Here is a 14,613-nt window from a genome sequence, read left to right on the forward strand (position 1 = left end):
AAAAGAATGACGATTTTTAACAGTAATAAATTTACAGTCAAAAATCGTCATTATATACAGTTTAGAAAATCTAATATCTAAAATCAGAAATCTAAAATTATTTAATCCAGCGCTTGCTTTAAATCGGCAATTACATCTGCTACGGTTTCTAAACCTACAGAAACGCGAACCAGACCTTGTGTGATTCCAACTGCAAGTTGATCTTCTTCAGATAATTTGCTGTGTGTTGTTGACGCAGGATGCGTTACAATCGTTTTTACGTCACCAATATTTGCCGAAAGAGAACATAATTTAATCTTGTCCAAAAATTTTCTTCCTGCTTCAAGACCGCCTTTAATTTCAATCGCAATAATGTTACCGCCTAAAAGCATTTGTTTTTTGGCAATTTCATATTTTGGATGTGATTTCAAAAATGGATATTTTACACTGTTTACGTTTGGATGGCTTTCTAAAAATTCAGCCACTTTTAAAGCATTTTCACAATGTTTGTCTACACGAACAGCCAAAGTCTCTAAACTTTTTGACAAAACCCAGGCATTAAATGGCGACATTGCCGGCCCGGTATTTCTTGAAAACAAGTATATTTTACGAATTAACTCAGCTTCTCCAACTACAACTCCCCCTAAAACACGACCTTGTCCGTCTATTAATTTTGTTGCCGAATGAACTACTAAATGCGCACCATATTTAATAGGCTGCTGAATATATGGCGTAGCAAAACAGTTGTCAATTATTAAAATTAAATTGTGCTTTTTCGCAATTTGACCTAACAATTCTAAATCAATTACATCTACACCAGGATTTGTTGGCGTTTCAGCATATAGAATTTTAGTATTTGGTTTGATGAAACTTTCAATAGTTTCCGGTTTATTGATATCGAAATATGAAGTTTCAATTTTCCATTTTGGAAAATACGTCATGAACAATGCATGCGTTGATCCAAAAACGCTTCCAGCAGAAACAATATGATCTCCAGATTCTAACAATGCGGCAAACGTAGAATATATTGCAGCCATTCCGGTTGCAAAAGCATAACCAGATTCGGCACCTTCCATTGCACAAACTTTGTCTACAAATTCTGTTGTATTTGGATTGCTGAAACGGGAGTAAATATTGCGGACTTTTTCTTCCGTGAAAGAAGCTCTCATATCCTCTGCATCTTCAAATATAAAACTTGATGATAAATACAAAGGAGTTGAATGTTCCTGAAATTGTGTTTTTTCTAAATGTGTACGTATGGCTTTAGTTTCAAAACCAAATTCTTGTTCGTTCATTGTGTTGTTTATTTAAAAGAGTTATTTCGCAGAGTTTCACAAAGTGATCACAGAGTTTCGCGAAATAATCTTTCATTATTTAATAGTTAGTCCAAAGAATTATCTAATTCTTTAATTGACTAATTTTCTAATTGAATGTTGTTTAAAACAACTTTGTAATTGATTGTTGCTGTTGGTTCTACAGTTTTAGCAACTGAGCAGTATTTCTCAAAAGAAAGCTGTGCGGCACGTTGCACTTTTTCTGGATTGATATCGCCTTCTAAATAAAAAACCACATCGATTTCTTTAAAAGGTTTAGCTTCTTCAATCTGTACACGCGTTCCATCAACCTCAGCGTTAAAAGAAGTGATTTCCTGGCGCTGCTTTTTCAAAATCGAAATCATATCAATGGCACTGCATCCTGCAACGCCCATTAATACCAACTCCATCGGACTTGCGCCTAAATCGCTTCCGCCAAATTCAGCTCTGCTGTCAACATCAACTACATGTCCGCGTTCATTTTTAAGTTTAAAATGAAAAGCGTCATTTACTCTGTTCAAAGTTACTTTCATGTTATTTTTCTTTTTTTGTTTTATTTGAGTTCAAATCAAAAATCTAAACTCGAAAATCTGCAATCTAAAATTCAAATTACCCTTTATCAGATAATCTCAAAATATCTCCAAAAACTCCTCTTGCCGTTACCGCAGAGCCTGCACCAGCTCCCTGAATAACAATTGGACGATCTCCGTAAGATTCAGTGTAAATTTCGAAGAAAGAATCAGAACCTTTTAATCCGCCTAAAGCAGTATCTGAAGGAACAGAAACTAATTTTACTTCTAGATTTCCTTTATCATTTTGTAAATCACCAGACAATTCACCAATGTATCTTAATACGTGATTTGGTTTTTGATCGGCTTTTATTTTCTCGTAAATTGGATCGAATTCTTTTAATTTGGTTAAGAAATCAGCAACATTTCCTTCGCGTAAATGTTCCGGAATCAGGTTTTGAATGGAGATTTCTTCAAACTCATTTTGTAAATCTAATTCTCTCGCCAAAATCAATAATTTTCTTCCCACATCATTTCCGCATAAATCCTCACGCGGGTCTGGTTCTGTATATCCGTTATCAATTGCTTCTTTCAGAATTTCGCTGAACGGAACATCTTTTGCAGAGAAATTATTGAATAAATAACTCAACGTTCCTGAGAAAACGCCTTTAATTTTTGTGATATTTTCACCCGAAAGATGCAGTAATTTAATGGTGTCAATTAATGGTAATCCTGCACCAACATTAGTTTCGTATAAATAATTCTTTTGGTTTTCTGCTAAAGCTTTTCTTAATTCTTTATAAAAACCATAGGTCAATGTATTCGCCACTTTATTTGAAGAAATCAAGTCGAAACTGCTTTCTACAAGCGGAACATAATTTTCTACGAATGATGCACTTGCCGTATTATCAATTGCAATTAAGTTCTCTAAATGATACTCATTTGCATAAGCGATAATATCTTTGATTGTATACGGTTCACCTTTAGTTTCAATGTCATTTTTCCAGCTTGAAGTTACGCCATTTTTATTTAAAAGAAGCTTTTTAGAATTCGCAATTGCGAAAACATTCAGCTTAATATCTTTACGTTTTTCAATTGAAGAAGCCGATTCTAAAATTTGATTAATCAAAGTTCCACCCACTAATCCGTGACCGAAAATAGCAATGTTGATTTTTTTAGAAACTCCAAAAATCTCTCCGTGAATTACGTTTAAAGCTTTGTTTAGTTCTTCTTTCTTCACAACCAAACTCACGTTTTTACCTGTTACGGTGTTGTTGAATAAAATGGGAACTATTTTATTTTTGATTAATGCTGTGTATGGTTTATGGAACGTACTTAAATCCTGACCAATAATCGAAATTACCGAAACATTATCTGTTACTGTGATCTGGTTTACATCTTTAGAATAAAAGTCGTTTTCGAACTCTTTTTCTAATTCCACCATTGCAAGCGTTGCTTTTTCTTTTGCCACAACCAATCCAATTCCTCTTTCTGAAGAACCTTGCGAAATAATGCTTACGCTGATGTTGTGATCACCCATTACTTTAAAAATACGGGCATCAACTCCAGATTTTCCTAGTAATCCACGTCCTTCAAGGTTTACAAGTGAAACGTTTTCTAAAACAGAAAGTGTTTTAATTCCTTCTTTTTGAGAATTTGAAGTGATTAAGGTTCCGTGATTTTCGTGATTGAATGTATTTAAAATACGAAGCGGAATATTTTTTTCTAATAAAGGAATTATCGTTTTGGCGTGCAGAATTGTTGCACCAAAATTGGCTAATTCGTTTGCTTCATTAAACGACAAATATTCGATTTTTTTAGCATCGGCAACTAAATCCGGGTTTGCTGTGTAGATTCCGTCAACGTGTGTAAAGTTTTGAAGTTCTTCGGCATCCAGATAATTTGCGATTAACGAAGCGGTATAATTACTTCCATTTCTCCCTAAAGTTGTCGTGTCGTTGTTGTTGTTTGAACCAATGAAACCCGTAACAATATTTACTGTTTCACCGTTATGAAGTTTGAAATAATTGATAACGTTTTTCTTTGAAAGTTGTTCCAAAGGCTGAGCGTCACCAAATTTAGAATCGGTTTTTAATAATTCTCTTGTGTCAACGAAATTGGCAGGAATTCCTTTTTCAACTAAAATTGAAGTCAATAATTTAGCCGAAAGCAATTCGCCTTTAGACAAAATCTGATCTTTGATTTTGTTGCTGTAATCACCAATTAAGCTTACTCCTTCAAATAATTTATCTAAAATATTAAATTCTTCAGATAAATCAACGTTTGGATAATCTGAAGTTTGGTATGCTTTAAAGCTTTCTAAAAGCGGTTTGTAATTTCCGTTTTTGGCAGCAATTCTTAAAATATCTTCTAATTCATCTGTTGCATTTCCGCGCGCAGAAACGACCACGGCAATTTTTTCTCCTTGATTTACTTTATCAGTAATGATTGAAACTACTTTGTTAAGTCCTTCTCCGTTTGATAATGATTTACCACCAAATTTTAATATTTTCATTTTATTTTGCTATTGTTTCTGCCTTAAAAATATCGGCAAGTAAATGATCTAATTGTTTGTACTCGATTAAAAAAGCGTCATGTCCGTGAACCGAATCAATTTCGCTGTAAAAAACATTGTTTTTAAATTTCTTTAATTCATTGTAAGTTTCCAGATTTTCTTTTGGTGTAAAAAACAAATCTGAATTGATGGCCACGATATGAATCGCAGCGTTTGATTTGGATATTAACGTTTCGAAATCGGCGCTATTTCTCGTAATATCTATGGTTTTAAGCAGTTGGTTCATCAATTTGTATGATGCTAATTGATAACGCTGCTGTAGTTTTTTTCCGTGATGTGCCAGCCAGCTCTCGATATTAAAAATCAAAAGATCCTGATTGATGGTTCGTTGGAATTTTTCTTTGAATGATTCAGGAGATCGGTAACATAACATGGCGTGAATTCTGGCATCTTCGATTGGTTTTGAAGAATTGTTCAGAATTTGTTCTTGCAGAAAACAGTTTGCAATCATCCAGTCAGTAGATTTCCAGTCGGTTGCAATAGGAATTAAATGTTCAGTAATGTTTGGTTCCAAAGCCAGGATTTCCCAGGCAATTCCACCGCCAACAGAACCGCCAATTATGGCAAATACCTGCTCAATATTTAAAGCTTTTAATCCTTTGATAAAAATTCTAGCGATATCTCTGGTTGTAAAATCCTGATAGTTTTCGATTATAAACGAATCGTTTCCATTTCCGGGAACATTAAACGCCAAAACAGTATATTGATTGGTATCGATGGTTTTTGCTTCGCCTATTAAATCATTCCACCAGCCATTTTCTCCGGTAACCTGAGCGTTTCCGGTTAAGGCGTGATTTACCAAAACAATTGGGGTAGTATACAGCGGTTTGCCGGAAAGTGTAAAACTTAACGGTAACGACGGATACAGCGCACCACTTTCGGTGATGAAATCTTGAATTATAATGGGCCTTGGTATATTTTCCAATTTCAAATCTATTTATTATTGATTTGTATGTGGAAATATTAGAAAGAAAGTCTAGAGTTGAAACTAGAAAAATTCTTGTTGTTATCTTTCCACGTTTAGGCGTGGTAGAATGCAGCACCTTCTTCGAATTAACGAAGGGTTGCTAAGGATTCATCGGGTCTAATCCCTCCTCCTTTCTTTATAACATTTCAATACGTTTTTGAACTTAACGGTGCAAATTAACTACTAATTTCTTAAACTAACAAATTTTAATGAAACTGATTGCTCAATTTCTTAAACATAATTCAATCAGAAACTTTTGTACGCACAAAAATACCGAACGTAATGCCCAGTAAAGTCATGCAGGTTTTAACCTATTTTATGGCTGCTTTTCAAGTTAGATGAAAAGGGTTTCATTTTCTTTTGAGTACATCAAAAACAATAATGAATTTGGTACTTTTTTCTCCGCTTTTTTATCTGTTTCAGTTACACCGAAACTTGGGTGGATTAATTCATTTACAGGCGGCGGATTGTTTCTTTCAGCTTTTGCACTTCTGAACCCTGTAAGTTTTTTTCTTAAGTAAGTTATTGCGCTCATATTATTAAGTTTAAGTTAGTTATTTTTAAATCTTTATATTTCTTTTAATTCTTTGTTATGTCTGCCTAATGGAATAAAAAAACCCTTTTGGATTTTAATACCAAAAGGGTTTAAGTTTTTATAGAACTTATATATACTTTTAGTATCAACAGACGTGTACACAAATACGTGCGACATTAAACATCATGTTCATCTGTAGGGACTTATTCATTTGCAATTTGACAGTTATTTTAATAAAATCTTGCATTTACTTTTCTTTAAAAAGCTTTTTTTAAGATGTGATTAGGATCTCAAAAGCTATATTTATTTTAACAATTAATCAGCTGTTTTTAACAGTTCTTACTTGTCTTACAAATGTGCGAATATTTTTTCAATATTCCAAGTTATAAAACCCTATTTTTTCTTAAAAAACGTTAAAAAACAGCTTTTTATCGTTAAAAAACATCCTACAAAATTACAATTTGAACCAAACGAAGTATAATCTTACAAAAAATAACTTACTTTTAGTTTCAATCTGTCAAAGAACTACTAATATTACAACCACTTATAGCCAGACTGCTTCCTTATTTTTAATCTTTTCAGCTACTTTTAAAATATCTGTAATTAAACCTCTTGAAATGGCCTGTTTGCATGGCGACGCACTTTGGAGTACAATGGGTGTACTGGCATAAGATTGGGTATAAATTTCAAAAATAGAGTCGGAACCTTTTAATTGTCCAATGGCCGATGTAATAGGTTCTGATACTAATTTGACTTCTAATGTATTTTTCTCGACATCAAATTCTCCTATATATCTTAAAACATGATTGTCTTTCTGGGTTATTTTGGCAATTTTAAACGATCGGTCAATGGCATCTTTATTAAGGATTCCGTTTTTCTCCAAATGTTCTTCTCCAATAAGCGGATTGATTTTAATATCAGAGAGTTCGAATTCTTTACCAATTTCACGAGTTAAAATCAACAATTTTCTGGCGGTGTCATTTCCGGATAAATCTTCTTTAAAAGTAGAGCGCATTAATCCGAGAAGGCTTGCATCTTTTAAAACAGAGGAAAAAGTATTTTCTTCGGCAGAAAAACGATTAAAGACATAACTCAGATTATCTGAAAATACGCCTCTTATTTTGGTGATTTTTTCTCCGGAGAAATACAAATCTCTTAAAGTCTGCAAAACGGGAAAACCGGTATCGACTGAGGTTTCATACAAAAACTCTTTGTCGTACTTCTTAAGATTTTCTCTCAATTGCTTATAAAGATCAATTGGGAGTGTATTTGCCTTTTTATTGACAGCAACGATATTAAATCCGTTTTCGATCAACGTATTATAGTGACCTATCAATTCGTCACTTGCGGTTGCATCGACAGCGATTAAATTTTCGAATTCGTTTTCTTTTGCAAATTCGACAATATCCTGCACTCTAAAAGGAACAGCCAATTCTCTAAAATTGGTTTCCCACGCATATCCTACGCCTTCTTTCTCGAAAAAGGCAACGGTAGAATTGGTAATTATTGGAAAATGAAAATCGACGTTTTTACTTTGCAGAAAAAACTCCTGACTTTCTATAATCTGATTGATTAATGTACTTCCTATATTTCCAATCCCAAAAAGGATAATATTTATTTTAAGCTTTGACATAATTTTAATTTTTTAAAACATATCTATATTTAGTAAACCATATAAGTAATATAAGTTCATTTAATTTATCAACGTTTATAATTTTAGACGTACCGTGTTTTCGAGTTAGACGCACTGCTGTGCGTCTCTACAATGGTGCGTCTCTACAATGAACTTATATAACTTATATGGTGAAACTTTTATCTTGAAATCTTTTTTCATAAAAAATCACCTCTAGCAGAACTCACGCTGCTAAAGGCAATTTTTCAAACAAAAAACAAAAAAACCTAATTTTTATTGATACTATACTGTGACTGGGTTACGTTTTCAAAAACCGATTGTAAGTCGGCAATTAAATCCTCTACATCTTCTATTCCAACAGAAAGTCGGACTAAATCTTTTGAAACTCCAGTAGCCAATTGCTCTTCTTCTGACAATTGCTGATGCGTAGTGCTCGCCGGGTGGATAATCAGCGATTTTGTATCACCAATATTAGCCAGAAGTGAGAACAATTTTGTTTCGTCTACCACTTTTTTAGCCGCATCAAAACCTCCTTTTAGTCCAAAAGTGATCACGCCGCTTTGTCCTTCAGGAAGATATTGTTTTGCTAAATCATAATATTTACTTGATTTCAAACCTGGGTAATTTACCCAAACTACCTCATCTTGTTTCTCTAACCATTCGGCCAGAACCAAAGCATTTTCGCTGTGTTTTTTAATTCGGATTGGTAAGGTTTCTAATCCCTGAATAATCTGGAAAGCATTAAATGGACTTAAAGCTGCTCCAAAATCACGCAGTCCTTCGATTCTTGCTTTTGCAATAAAGGCTGCATTTCCTAAAGCTTCGTGATATACTAATCCGTGATATCCTGCAGAAGGTTCTGTAAATTCAGGGAATTTTCCGTTAGACCAGTCAAAAGTTCCGGCGTCGATAATCGCGCCACCTAATGAAGTTCCGTTTCCGGCAATATATTTTGTTAAGGAGTGAATTACAATATCGGCACCATATTTAATTGGGTTTAATAAATAAGGTGTCGCAACTGTATTATCTACTATAAATGGCACTTTGAATGCTTTGGCTTGCGCCGAAATTCCTTTTAAATCTAATACATCCAGTTTTGGATTCCCCAGTGATTCTACAAAGAATGCTCTGGTATTTTCTTTTGCTGCTTTTGTGAAGTTTTCAGGGTTTGAAGGATCTACAAAAGTGGTTGTAATTCCTAAACGCGGTAATGTTACACTTAATAAGTTGTACGTTCCGCCGTATAAACTATTTGACGCTACGATATGATCGCCAGTTCTAAGCAAAGTCAAAAAAGTCGTTGAAATTGCCGATGCTCCAGATGCTGTAACTACAGCTCCAATTCCGCCTTCGAGAGCCGCTAAACGCTGTTCTAAAACATCATTTGTTGGATTGTTTAATCTGGTATAGATAAATCCTGCTTCGGCAAGACCAAATAAATTGGCAGCATGATCAGCGTTATTAAATACGTATGATGATGTTTGATAAATAGGCACTGCTCTTGTTCCTGAATTTTTAGTTACATCATGCCCTGCGTGTAATGCGTTTGTTGCAAATTTTTGTGTACTCATGATTTCTTAGTTTTTAAATATTGTTAATACGATATATTGATATTGTGAATTGTAATTGATTTTTGAAATTGCCAATTGATTTATGCAAAAGGAAGTTCTCCTTCTAGTTCAAGATCATACATTTGAAACAGTAATGATTTTTGACTTTTTCTATCTTGCTCTGTTTTTATTCTGACAACTTCTTTTGTTATCTCTTCTGATCTATTGTTGTTTGTTTGAGAATCGTTTCTCAATAAATACTCTATAGCGATTGAATTTAGTGTTTTCATGATTTTAAAATTTTAAGTGTGAAAATGAAAAAAGCCCTTTCGGATGGCGACCAAAAGGGCTTATAGTTTAACTATAACAAAGATTTTATCTTTTTACTTTTGGCAACAGCAAGATTGGATGCACATTTGCATCATGCTACAACACATCATATTATTTCTTGCTATTGTTTTCATTTTAATTTAAAATTTAATTCTTTTTTAAACTCGACTAATTCGATAGAGTAAATGTAATATTTATTTATTTAACTGCCAAATAAAATTTTGATATTTAACGTTAAATTTTTTTAGTTCGCGTAAATAAAGGCTTCTTCTTAAAAAAAAAATTGACCACAGATTTTACGGATTAAACGAATTAGCACGGGTTTTCTCTTTTATTTAATGTAATTCCGAACCTATGTAATATAAAAACCATTTACATGGATTGAAAGGTTAGCCACAGATTAAAAAGATTACATTGATTTTAAAAATCAGTGCTAATTCGTTTAATCCGTAAAATCTGTGGTCTATTCTTTTTAAAAACTACATTGATTCAAAAAATCAGTGCCAATCCGTTTAATCCGTAAAATCTGCGGCCTATATTTTTAGAATTTAAAGCTCAAACGAGCAAATCCAAATCTTCCGTTTAATCCAAATTGCGATACAGCTCTTGAATACGCAAACTGATTTGCATTTGTCAAGTCAGTACTTGGCGCAGGAGATAAAGTTGGAGTTGTATTGGTGAAAGCCGGAGTTGACGGATTATTTCTGTCCGGATAAACGTCTCCTATATTATTAAAACCAACAGTTGCTCTAAAATGTTCGTTGATTTGGTATCCGAAAGATAAATCGGTAACCAGTTTTGCGCTGTATTCCGGATGTTCGTATACAGAAGCAAATCCATCTAAATTAACATCTGTCGCTCCCGGATCTGTTACTTTTCCGAAATAACTGTTTCTCAAATAAATATCTAGTTTTTTAATGCTGAAAGTTGTCGTTAAGTTCGCTTTCAGTTTTGGAATTGCTTCTTCTAAATACACGCGGCTTGACTCCGGAAAAAAGGAATATATATAAGGATCTCCTCCTGCATTAACAATAGACTGCGGAATATGTAAATCTCCTACTCTTTTTGTTTCATTATAACTTAAAGCAAAATCATTTCTGATCACAAAATCCTGAATTACGTCGTATTTTTGAGAAATTACGACATCAATTCCTTTCGTTTCAGAGTCAATTCCGTTTGTCCAGAACGAAGCTCTTTCTACTCCTTTCAAGTCAAATGCTTGTTGAAACAAAGTCAAGGCATCTTTTTGTGTTTGCGATGTTGCGGCATTTATCTGTGCATCTGTTGGTCTTGCATATTGTCCTGACAAAACAATTCTGTCGTTGATTCTTGTAAAATAAGCATCGGTAGCAATTGTGATATTAGCTTCCGGGATTTTAAATGTAAATCCTGTGCTGATACTTTTTGATTTCTCTGGTTTTAAATTTTCTACACCAATACTTTTTGCCGCCTGAGAATCGTTTGTAAAATATCCAACCTGATATGGAGATCCGTTAATGAACTGAGTTGAGCTTGCTTCAAAGTATTTTTGCTGTAAAGATGGCGCTCTAAAACCTGTTTGTCCAGAAATTCTCCAGTTGATATTATCATTTAGTTTTAAAAGAGAAGCTAGTTTAAAAGTAACCGTACTTCCAAAATCTGAATAGTTTTCATAACGCGCCGCACCGTTTAAAAGCCAGTTTTCGGTTGCATTTAATTCTAAATCAATATAAGCTGCACCGCTTCGTCTGTCTCTTTCTTTAGCATCCGAAGGCTGAAATCCTGAAAATCCCTGCGCTCCGGCTCCGCGTTTGTTTCCAAAGAAATCAGTCACAATTAAAGGTGAAGTAGTTGGTAAAACTCCCGAAACTAAAGCTCCGTTTACATCATATAATCCGTATGAAGCTTCTTCTCCTTGTTTGATTTGGTAATTTTCATATCTGAATTCTCCACCAAATGCAACGTTTAAACCTGCAAGGAAATCAAATTTTCTGCTGAAATCTAAATTCGTTGTGCTTTGTAAAAAGGAAACTTTTCCGGCATCAAAACTTGAAGGAGAATTTACGCCCAAAGTTGCATTAATCGTATTGTTTACATCATATTTAAAAGAGTTAGTTCCAAGGTTTGAACTCAAATCAGTATCAAATCCAAATAATTGTGTATTTACTCCAAGTGCTGCAGAAGCGTCTAAAATTCCTGATTCGATTTCCGGTAAAAATCCATTTTCATACACTTGCGTGAAAGTTCCTGAACCATTTGGAAGTCTGTTAAAAGCATACGATTTACCATCTCTATACGATACTCCACCAAAAGAATACAGTGAAGTTGTTTCTGTTAAAGGATATTTTGCATTATAATACGCTTGTCCCGAAGCCAATTCCGACTGACCAACACTCATATTATAGTCTGCTCTTTCTTGTCCTCTGTATGCCAACTCATTATTGGTAACATCAAAATTAAGTGCGGTTTGCAATTGCGTAATTGTTGTTGCAGATGAAATTGCAGTTTGCTGTGCCGGCGTAAAATAACTTACCTGCGGAGCATATTGCTGTATCGAGCTTATAATTTGTGCCGAATTTGGAGTACTATTGATATTACTGAAAAGCGAATTAATCTGAACTCCGTTTTGTGCGGCTCTGTTTTCTACAGCATTATAAGCATTAAAAATTCCGTTATTTCTAATTCCTGCACGGCTTGTTGCTTGTCTTGTTACGGCTGTTCCGGTAACATTCAAGAAACTTCCCGGTTTACCTAATGATGTTCCGTAGTTTAAATCGACTTGAACGGTTTGTCCATCGGCTCCTCCTTTAAAATTATTAGAACCCGAAGATAAATTTGTTCCATATTGAATTCCTCCCGAAAGATATTTAGCATTCTTTTTCAATACAATATTGATTACTCCGGCAATAGCATCAGAACCGTATTGTGCCGCGGCTCCGTCTCTTAAAACTTCGATTCTTTCAATGGCAAAAGACGGAATCGCATTTAAATCTGTTCCTACAGATCCTCTTCCCGGTGATCCGTTTATGTTTACTAAAGCACTTGTATGTCTACGTTTTCCGTTTACTAAAATTAAAACCTGATCTGGGCCTAAACCTCTTAATTGTGCCGGATCAACGTGGTCTGTTGCATCGGCAGTTGATGTTGCGTTACTGGTAAAGGATGGTGCAACATAATTTAAAATCTGGGTTACGCTGGTTTGCGGCGCTCCTTTTGTTATTTCAGAAATATTAAAAACATCAACCGGAACCGGCACATCTGTTTTTACTCTATTTTTATTACGAGTTCCAATTACGGTAACTTCTGACAGTTCGTTATTCTTTAAAGTATCCTGCTCAGTTTTATTATCCTGAGCATACAGGCCTGAAAATGTCAAAAGACCTAAAACGATTAGTACATTTTTTTTCATTTCTTTTTGCTGATTAATTTGTTTTTGGCTTAAAAAAAATTCTTACAAGTTTAATTTTCGAACAAAAAAAAACCTCTGCGGCTGGCAGAGGTTCTATATATGTTGTTGAAAATAAACTACAATAGAGTCTCTGCGGAGGATTCCGGCATCTTACAAGACATCATATTGCAAATTGTAAATTTCATTTTGTTCTGTTATTTTAACGAGGCAAATGTGCAAACTATTTTTTAACTGACCAAACAAAAACAAAAATATTTTCTATTACCCTATCAAATTAGTATATTACTGTTAAATTTCTGCTACAAAAAATAAAAAAAGTTGAACTTTAATTTGCAAATCAAAATGGTTTTATACCTTTGCACGCGAATACAGAGGAAAAATTTGAACTGATTGCAACCTCTTCATAATGAAATGATTCGTTATGAATGCCGAAACTAAGTTTTTGGTAGTAAAAAATGCTAAAGCAGGAATTCTCCTTTAGCACTTTCAGCAATTACTTTTCCTCGCTTAATGTTAATTTAATAAATTATTATGGCTTATTTATTTACGTCAGAATCTGTTAGTGAAGGGCATCCAGACAAAGTTGCAGATCAAATTTCGGATGCTTTAATTGATAACTTTCTGGCATTTGATGCTGACTCAAAAGTAGCTTGCGAGACATTAGTTACTACAGGTCAGGTTATTTTAGCAGGTGAAGTAAAATCAAATACTTATCTTGATGTACAACAAATTGCACGTGAGGTAATCCGTAAAATTGGATATACTAAAAGTGAATATATGTTTGAAGCAAATTCTTGTGGAATTCTTTCAGCAATTCACGAGCAGTCTGCAGACATTAACCAAGGTGTTGACAGAGCTAAGCCAGAAGAGCAAGGTGCAGGTGATCAGGGAATGATGTTTGGTTACGCTACAAACGAAACTGAAAACTATATGCCTCTAGCTCTTGATTTATCTCATAAATTATTACAAGAGTTAGCTATTTTAAGACGTGAAAACAAAGAGATCACGTATTTACGTCCAGATGCTAAATCTCAGGTAACTTTAGAATACAGCGACGATAACAAACCGACTCGTATTGATGCAATTGTTATTTCAACTCAGCATGATGATTTTGATGAAGAAGCTGTAATGCTTGCTAAAATCAAAAAAGATATTATCGAAATTCTTATTCCTAGAATTATCGCTAAAAACCCAACTCACGCGCATTTATTCAACGATAAAATCAACTACCATATTAACCCAACAGGAAAATTCGTTATTGGAGGTCCTCACGGAGATACTGGTTTAACAGGAAGAAAAATCATTGTTGATACTTACGGTGGAAAAGGTGCTCACGGTGGTGGTGCATTCTCTGGAAAAGATCCAAGTAAAGTAGACAGAAGTGCTGCTTATGCAACTCGTCATATCGCTAAAAACTTAGTTGCTGCGGGTGTTGCTGACGAAATCTTAGTTCAGGTTTCTTACGCTATTGGAGTTGCTCAGCCAATGGGAATTTTCATTGAAACTTATGGAACTTCTAAAGTAAACTTAACTAACGGTGAAATCGCTAAAAAAGTAGAAGCTATTTTTGATATGCGTCCTTACTTTATCGAACAACGTTTGAAATTAAGAAATCCTATTTATAGTGAAACTGCTGCTTACGGACACATGGGACGTAAACCAGAAACGGTTACTAAAACTTTTTCTGCTCCAGGCGGAAACGAAAAAACGGTTACTGTTGAATTGTTTACATGGGAGAAACTTGATTTTGTTGACAAAGTAAAAGCTGCTTTTGGATTGTAATCAATCTGAAACATTTACATACTAAAAAAGGCTGTCTAAATTTAGACAGCCT

10 protein-coding genes and 1 riboswitch are annotated in these 14,613 nt (G+C 34.3%); of the genes, 1 reads left to right on the forward strand and 9 read right to left on the reverse strand.

Translation table 11 applies throughout. The annotated features are described in order from the left end of the window. Positions 1-101: 101 nt before the first annotated feature. From ACODSB_RS00685 to ACODSB_RS00725, 9 genes are all read right to left on the reverse strand, one after another. Positions 102-1,274, reverse strand: coding sequence for a trans-sulfuration enzyme family protein (locus ACODSB_RS00685; RefSeq protein WP_180856420.1), 1,173 nt, complete (start codon positions 1,272-1,274; stop codon positions 102-104). A gap of 119 nt (positions 1,275-1,393) precedes the next feature. Beyond that, positions 1,394-1,825, reverse strand: a complete 432-nt coding sequence (locus ACODSB_RS00690) for an OsmC family protein (protein WP_488935644.1) — start codon at positions 1,823-1,825, stop codon at positions 1,394-1,396. Between the two features lie 76 nt (positions 1,826-1,901). Further along, a complete protein-coding gene (thrA, locus tag ACODSB_RS00695) occupies positions 1,902-4,316 on the reverse strand; it encodes a bifunctional aspartate kinase/homoserine dehydrogenase I (protein WP_488935645.1) in 2,415 nt (804 codons plus the stop codon). A gap of 1 nt (position 4,317) precedes the next feature. Continuing rightward, complete coding sequence (locus ACODSB_RS00700) at positions 4,318-5,301, reverse strand: alpha/beta fold hydrolase (protein WP_488935646.1); 984 nt, start codon at positions 5,299-5,301, stop codon at positions 4,318-4,320. Positions 5,302-5,379: 78 nt separating this feature from the next. Continuing rightward, positions 5,380-5,488, reverse strand: a riboswitch (SAM riboswitch). Between the two features lie 189 nt (positions 5,489-5,677). Continuing rightward, positions 5,678-5,878: a hypothetical protein gene (locus tag ACODSB_RS00705; protein WP_488935647.1), complete on the reverse strand. Its 201-nt coding sequence runs from the start codon at positions 5,876-5,878 to the stop codon at positions 5,678-5,680. A gap of 544 nt (positions 5,879-6,422) precedes the next feature. Then, positions 6,423-7,511 carry a homoserine dehydrogenase family protein gene (locus ACODSB_RS00710; protein WP_488935648.1) on the reverse strand — a complete coding sequence of 363 codons (1,089 nt, stop codon included), beginning with the start codon at positions 7,509-7,511 and terminating at the stop codon, positions 6,423-6,425. Positions 7,512-7,777: 266 nt separating this feature from the next. Next, complete coding sequence (locus ACODSB_RS00715; protein WP_488935649.1) at positions 7,778-9,082, reverse strand: O-acetylhomoserine aminocarboxypropyltransferase/cysteine synthase family protein; 1,305 nt, start codon at positions 9,080-9,082, stop codon at positions 7,778-7,780. Positions 9,083-9,162: 80 nt separating this feature from the next. Next, positions 9,163-9,351 carry a hypothetical protein gene (locus ACODSB_RS00720; protein ID WP_053470087.1) on the reverse strand — a complete coding sequence of 63 codons (189 nt, stop codon included), beginning with the start codon at positions 9,349-9,351 and terminating at the stop codon, positions 9,163-9,165. Positions 9,352-9,932: 581 nt separating this feature from the next. Beyond that, a complete protein-coding gene (locus ACODSB_RS00725) occupies positions 9,933-12,779 on the reverse strand; it encodes a TonB-dependent receptor plug domain-containing protein (protein ID WP_488935650.1) in 2,847 nt (948 codons plus the stop codon). 531 nt (positions 12,780-13,310) lie between these two features. Between ACODSB_RS00725 and metK the strand changes: the two genes are divergently transcribed. Continuing rightward, positions 13,311-14,561, forward strand: coding sequence for a methionine adenosyltransferase (metK, locus tag ACODSB_RS00730; RefSeq protein WP_488935651.1), 1,251 nt, complete (start codon positions 13,311-13,313; stop codon positions 14,559-14,561). Positions 14,562-14,613 lie beyond the last annotated feature (52 nt).

The sequence above is a fragment of the Flavobacterium sp. FG68 genome (genome assembly GCF_057808895.1).

What these genes read in the sequence shown, in the direction of transcription:
- ACODSB_RS00685 (WP_180856420.1), bottom strand. Translation starts at nt 1,274, where the DNA reads ATGAACGAACAAGAATTTGGTTTTGAAACTAAAGCCATACGTACACAT.
- ACODSB_RS00690 (WP_488935644.1), bottom strand. Translation starts at nt 1,825, where the DNA reads ATGAAAGTAACTTTGAACAGAGTAAATGACGCTTTTCATTTTAAACTT.
- thrA (WP_488935645.1), bottom strand. Translation starts at nt 4,316, where the DNA reads ATGAAAATATTAAAATTTGGTGGTAAATCATTATCAAACGGAGAAGGA.
- ACODSB_RS00705 (WP_488935647.1), bottom strand. Translation starts at nt 5,878, where the DNA reads ATGAGCGCAATAACTTACTTAAGAAAAAAACTTACAGGGTTCAGAAGT.
- ACODSB_RS00710 (WP_488935648.1), bottom strand. Translation starts at nt 7,511, where the DNA reads ATGTCAAAGCTTAAAATAAATATTATCCTTTTTGGGATTGGAAATATA.
- ACODSB_RS00715 (WP_488935649.1), bottom strand. Translation starts at nt 9,082, where the DNA reads ATGAGTACACAAAAATTTGCAACAAACGCATTACACGCAGGGCATGAT.
- ACODSB_RS00720 (WP_053470087.1), bottom strand. Translation starts at nt 9,351, where the DNA reads ATGAAAACACTAAATTCAATCGCTATAGAGTATTTATTGAGAAACGAT.
- ACODSB_RS00725 (WP_488935650.1), bottom strand. Translation starts at nt 12,779, where the DNA reads ATGAAAAAAAATGTACTAATCGTTTTAGGTCTTTTGACATTTTCAGGC.
- metK (WP_488935651.1), top strand. Translation starts at nt 13,311, where the DNA reads ATGGCTTATTTATTTACGTCAGAATCTGTTAGTGAAGGGCATCCAGAC.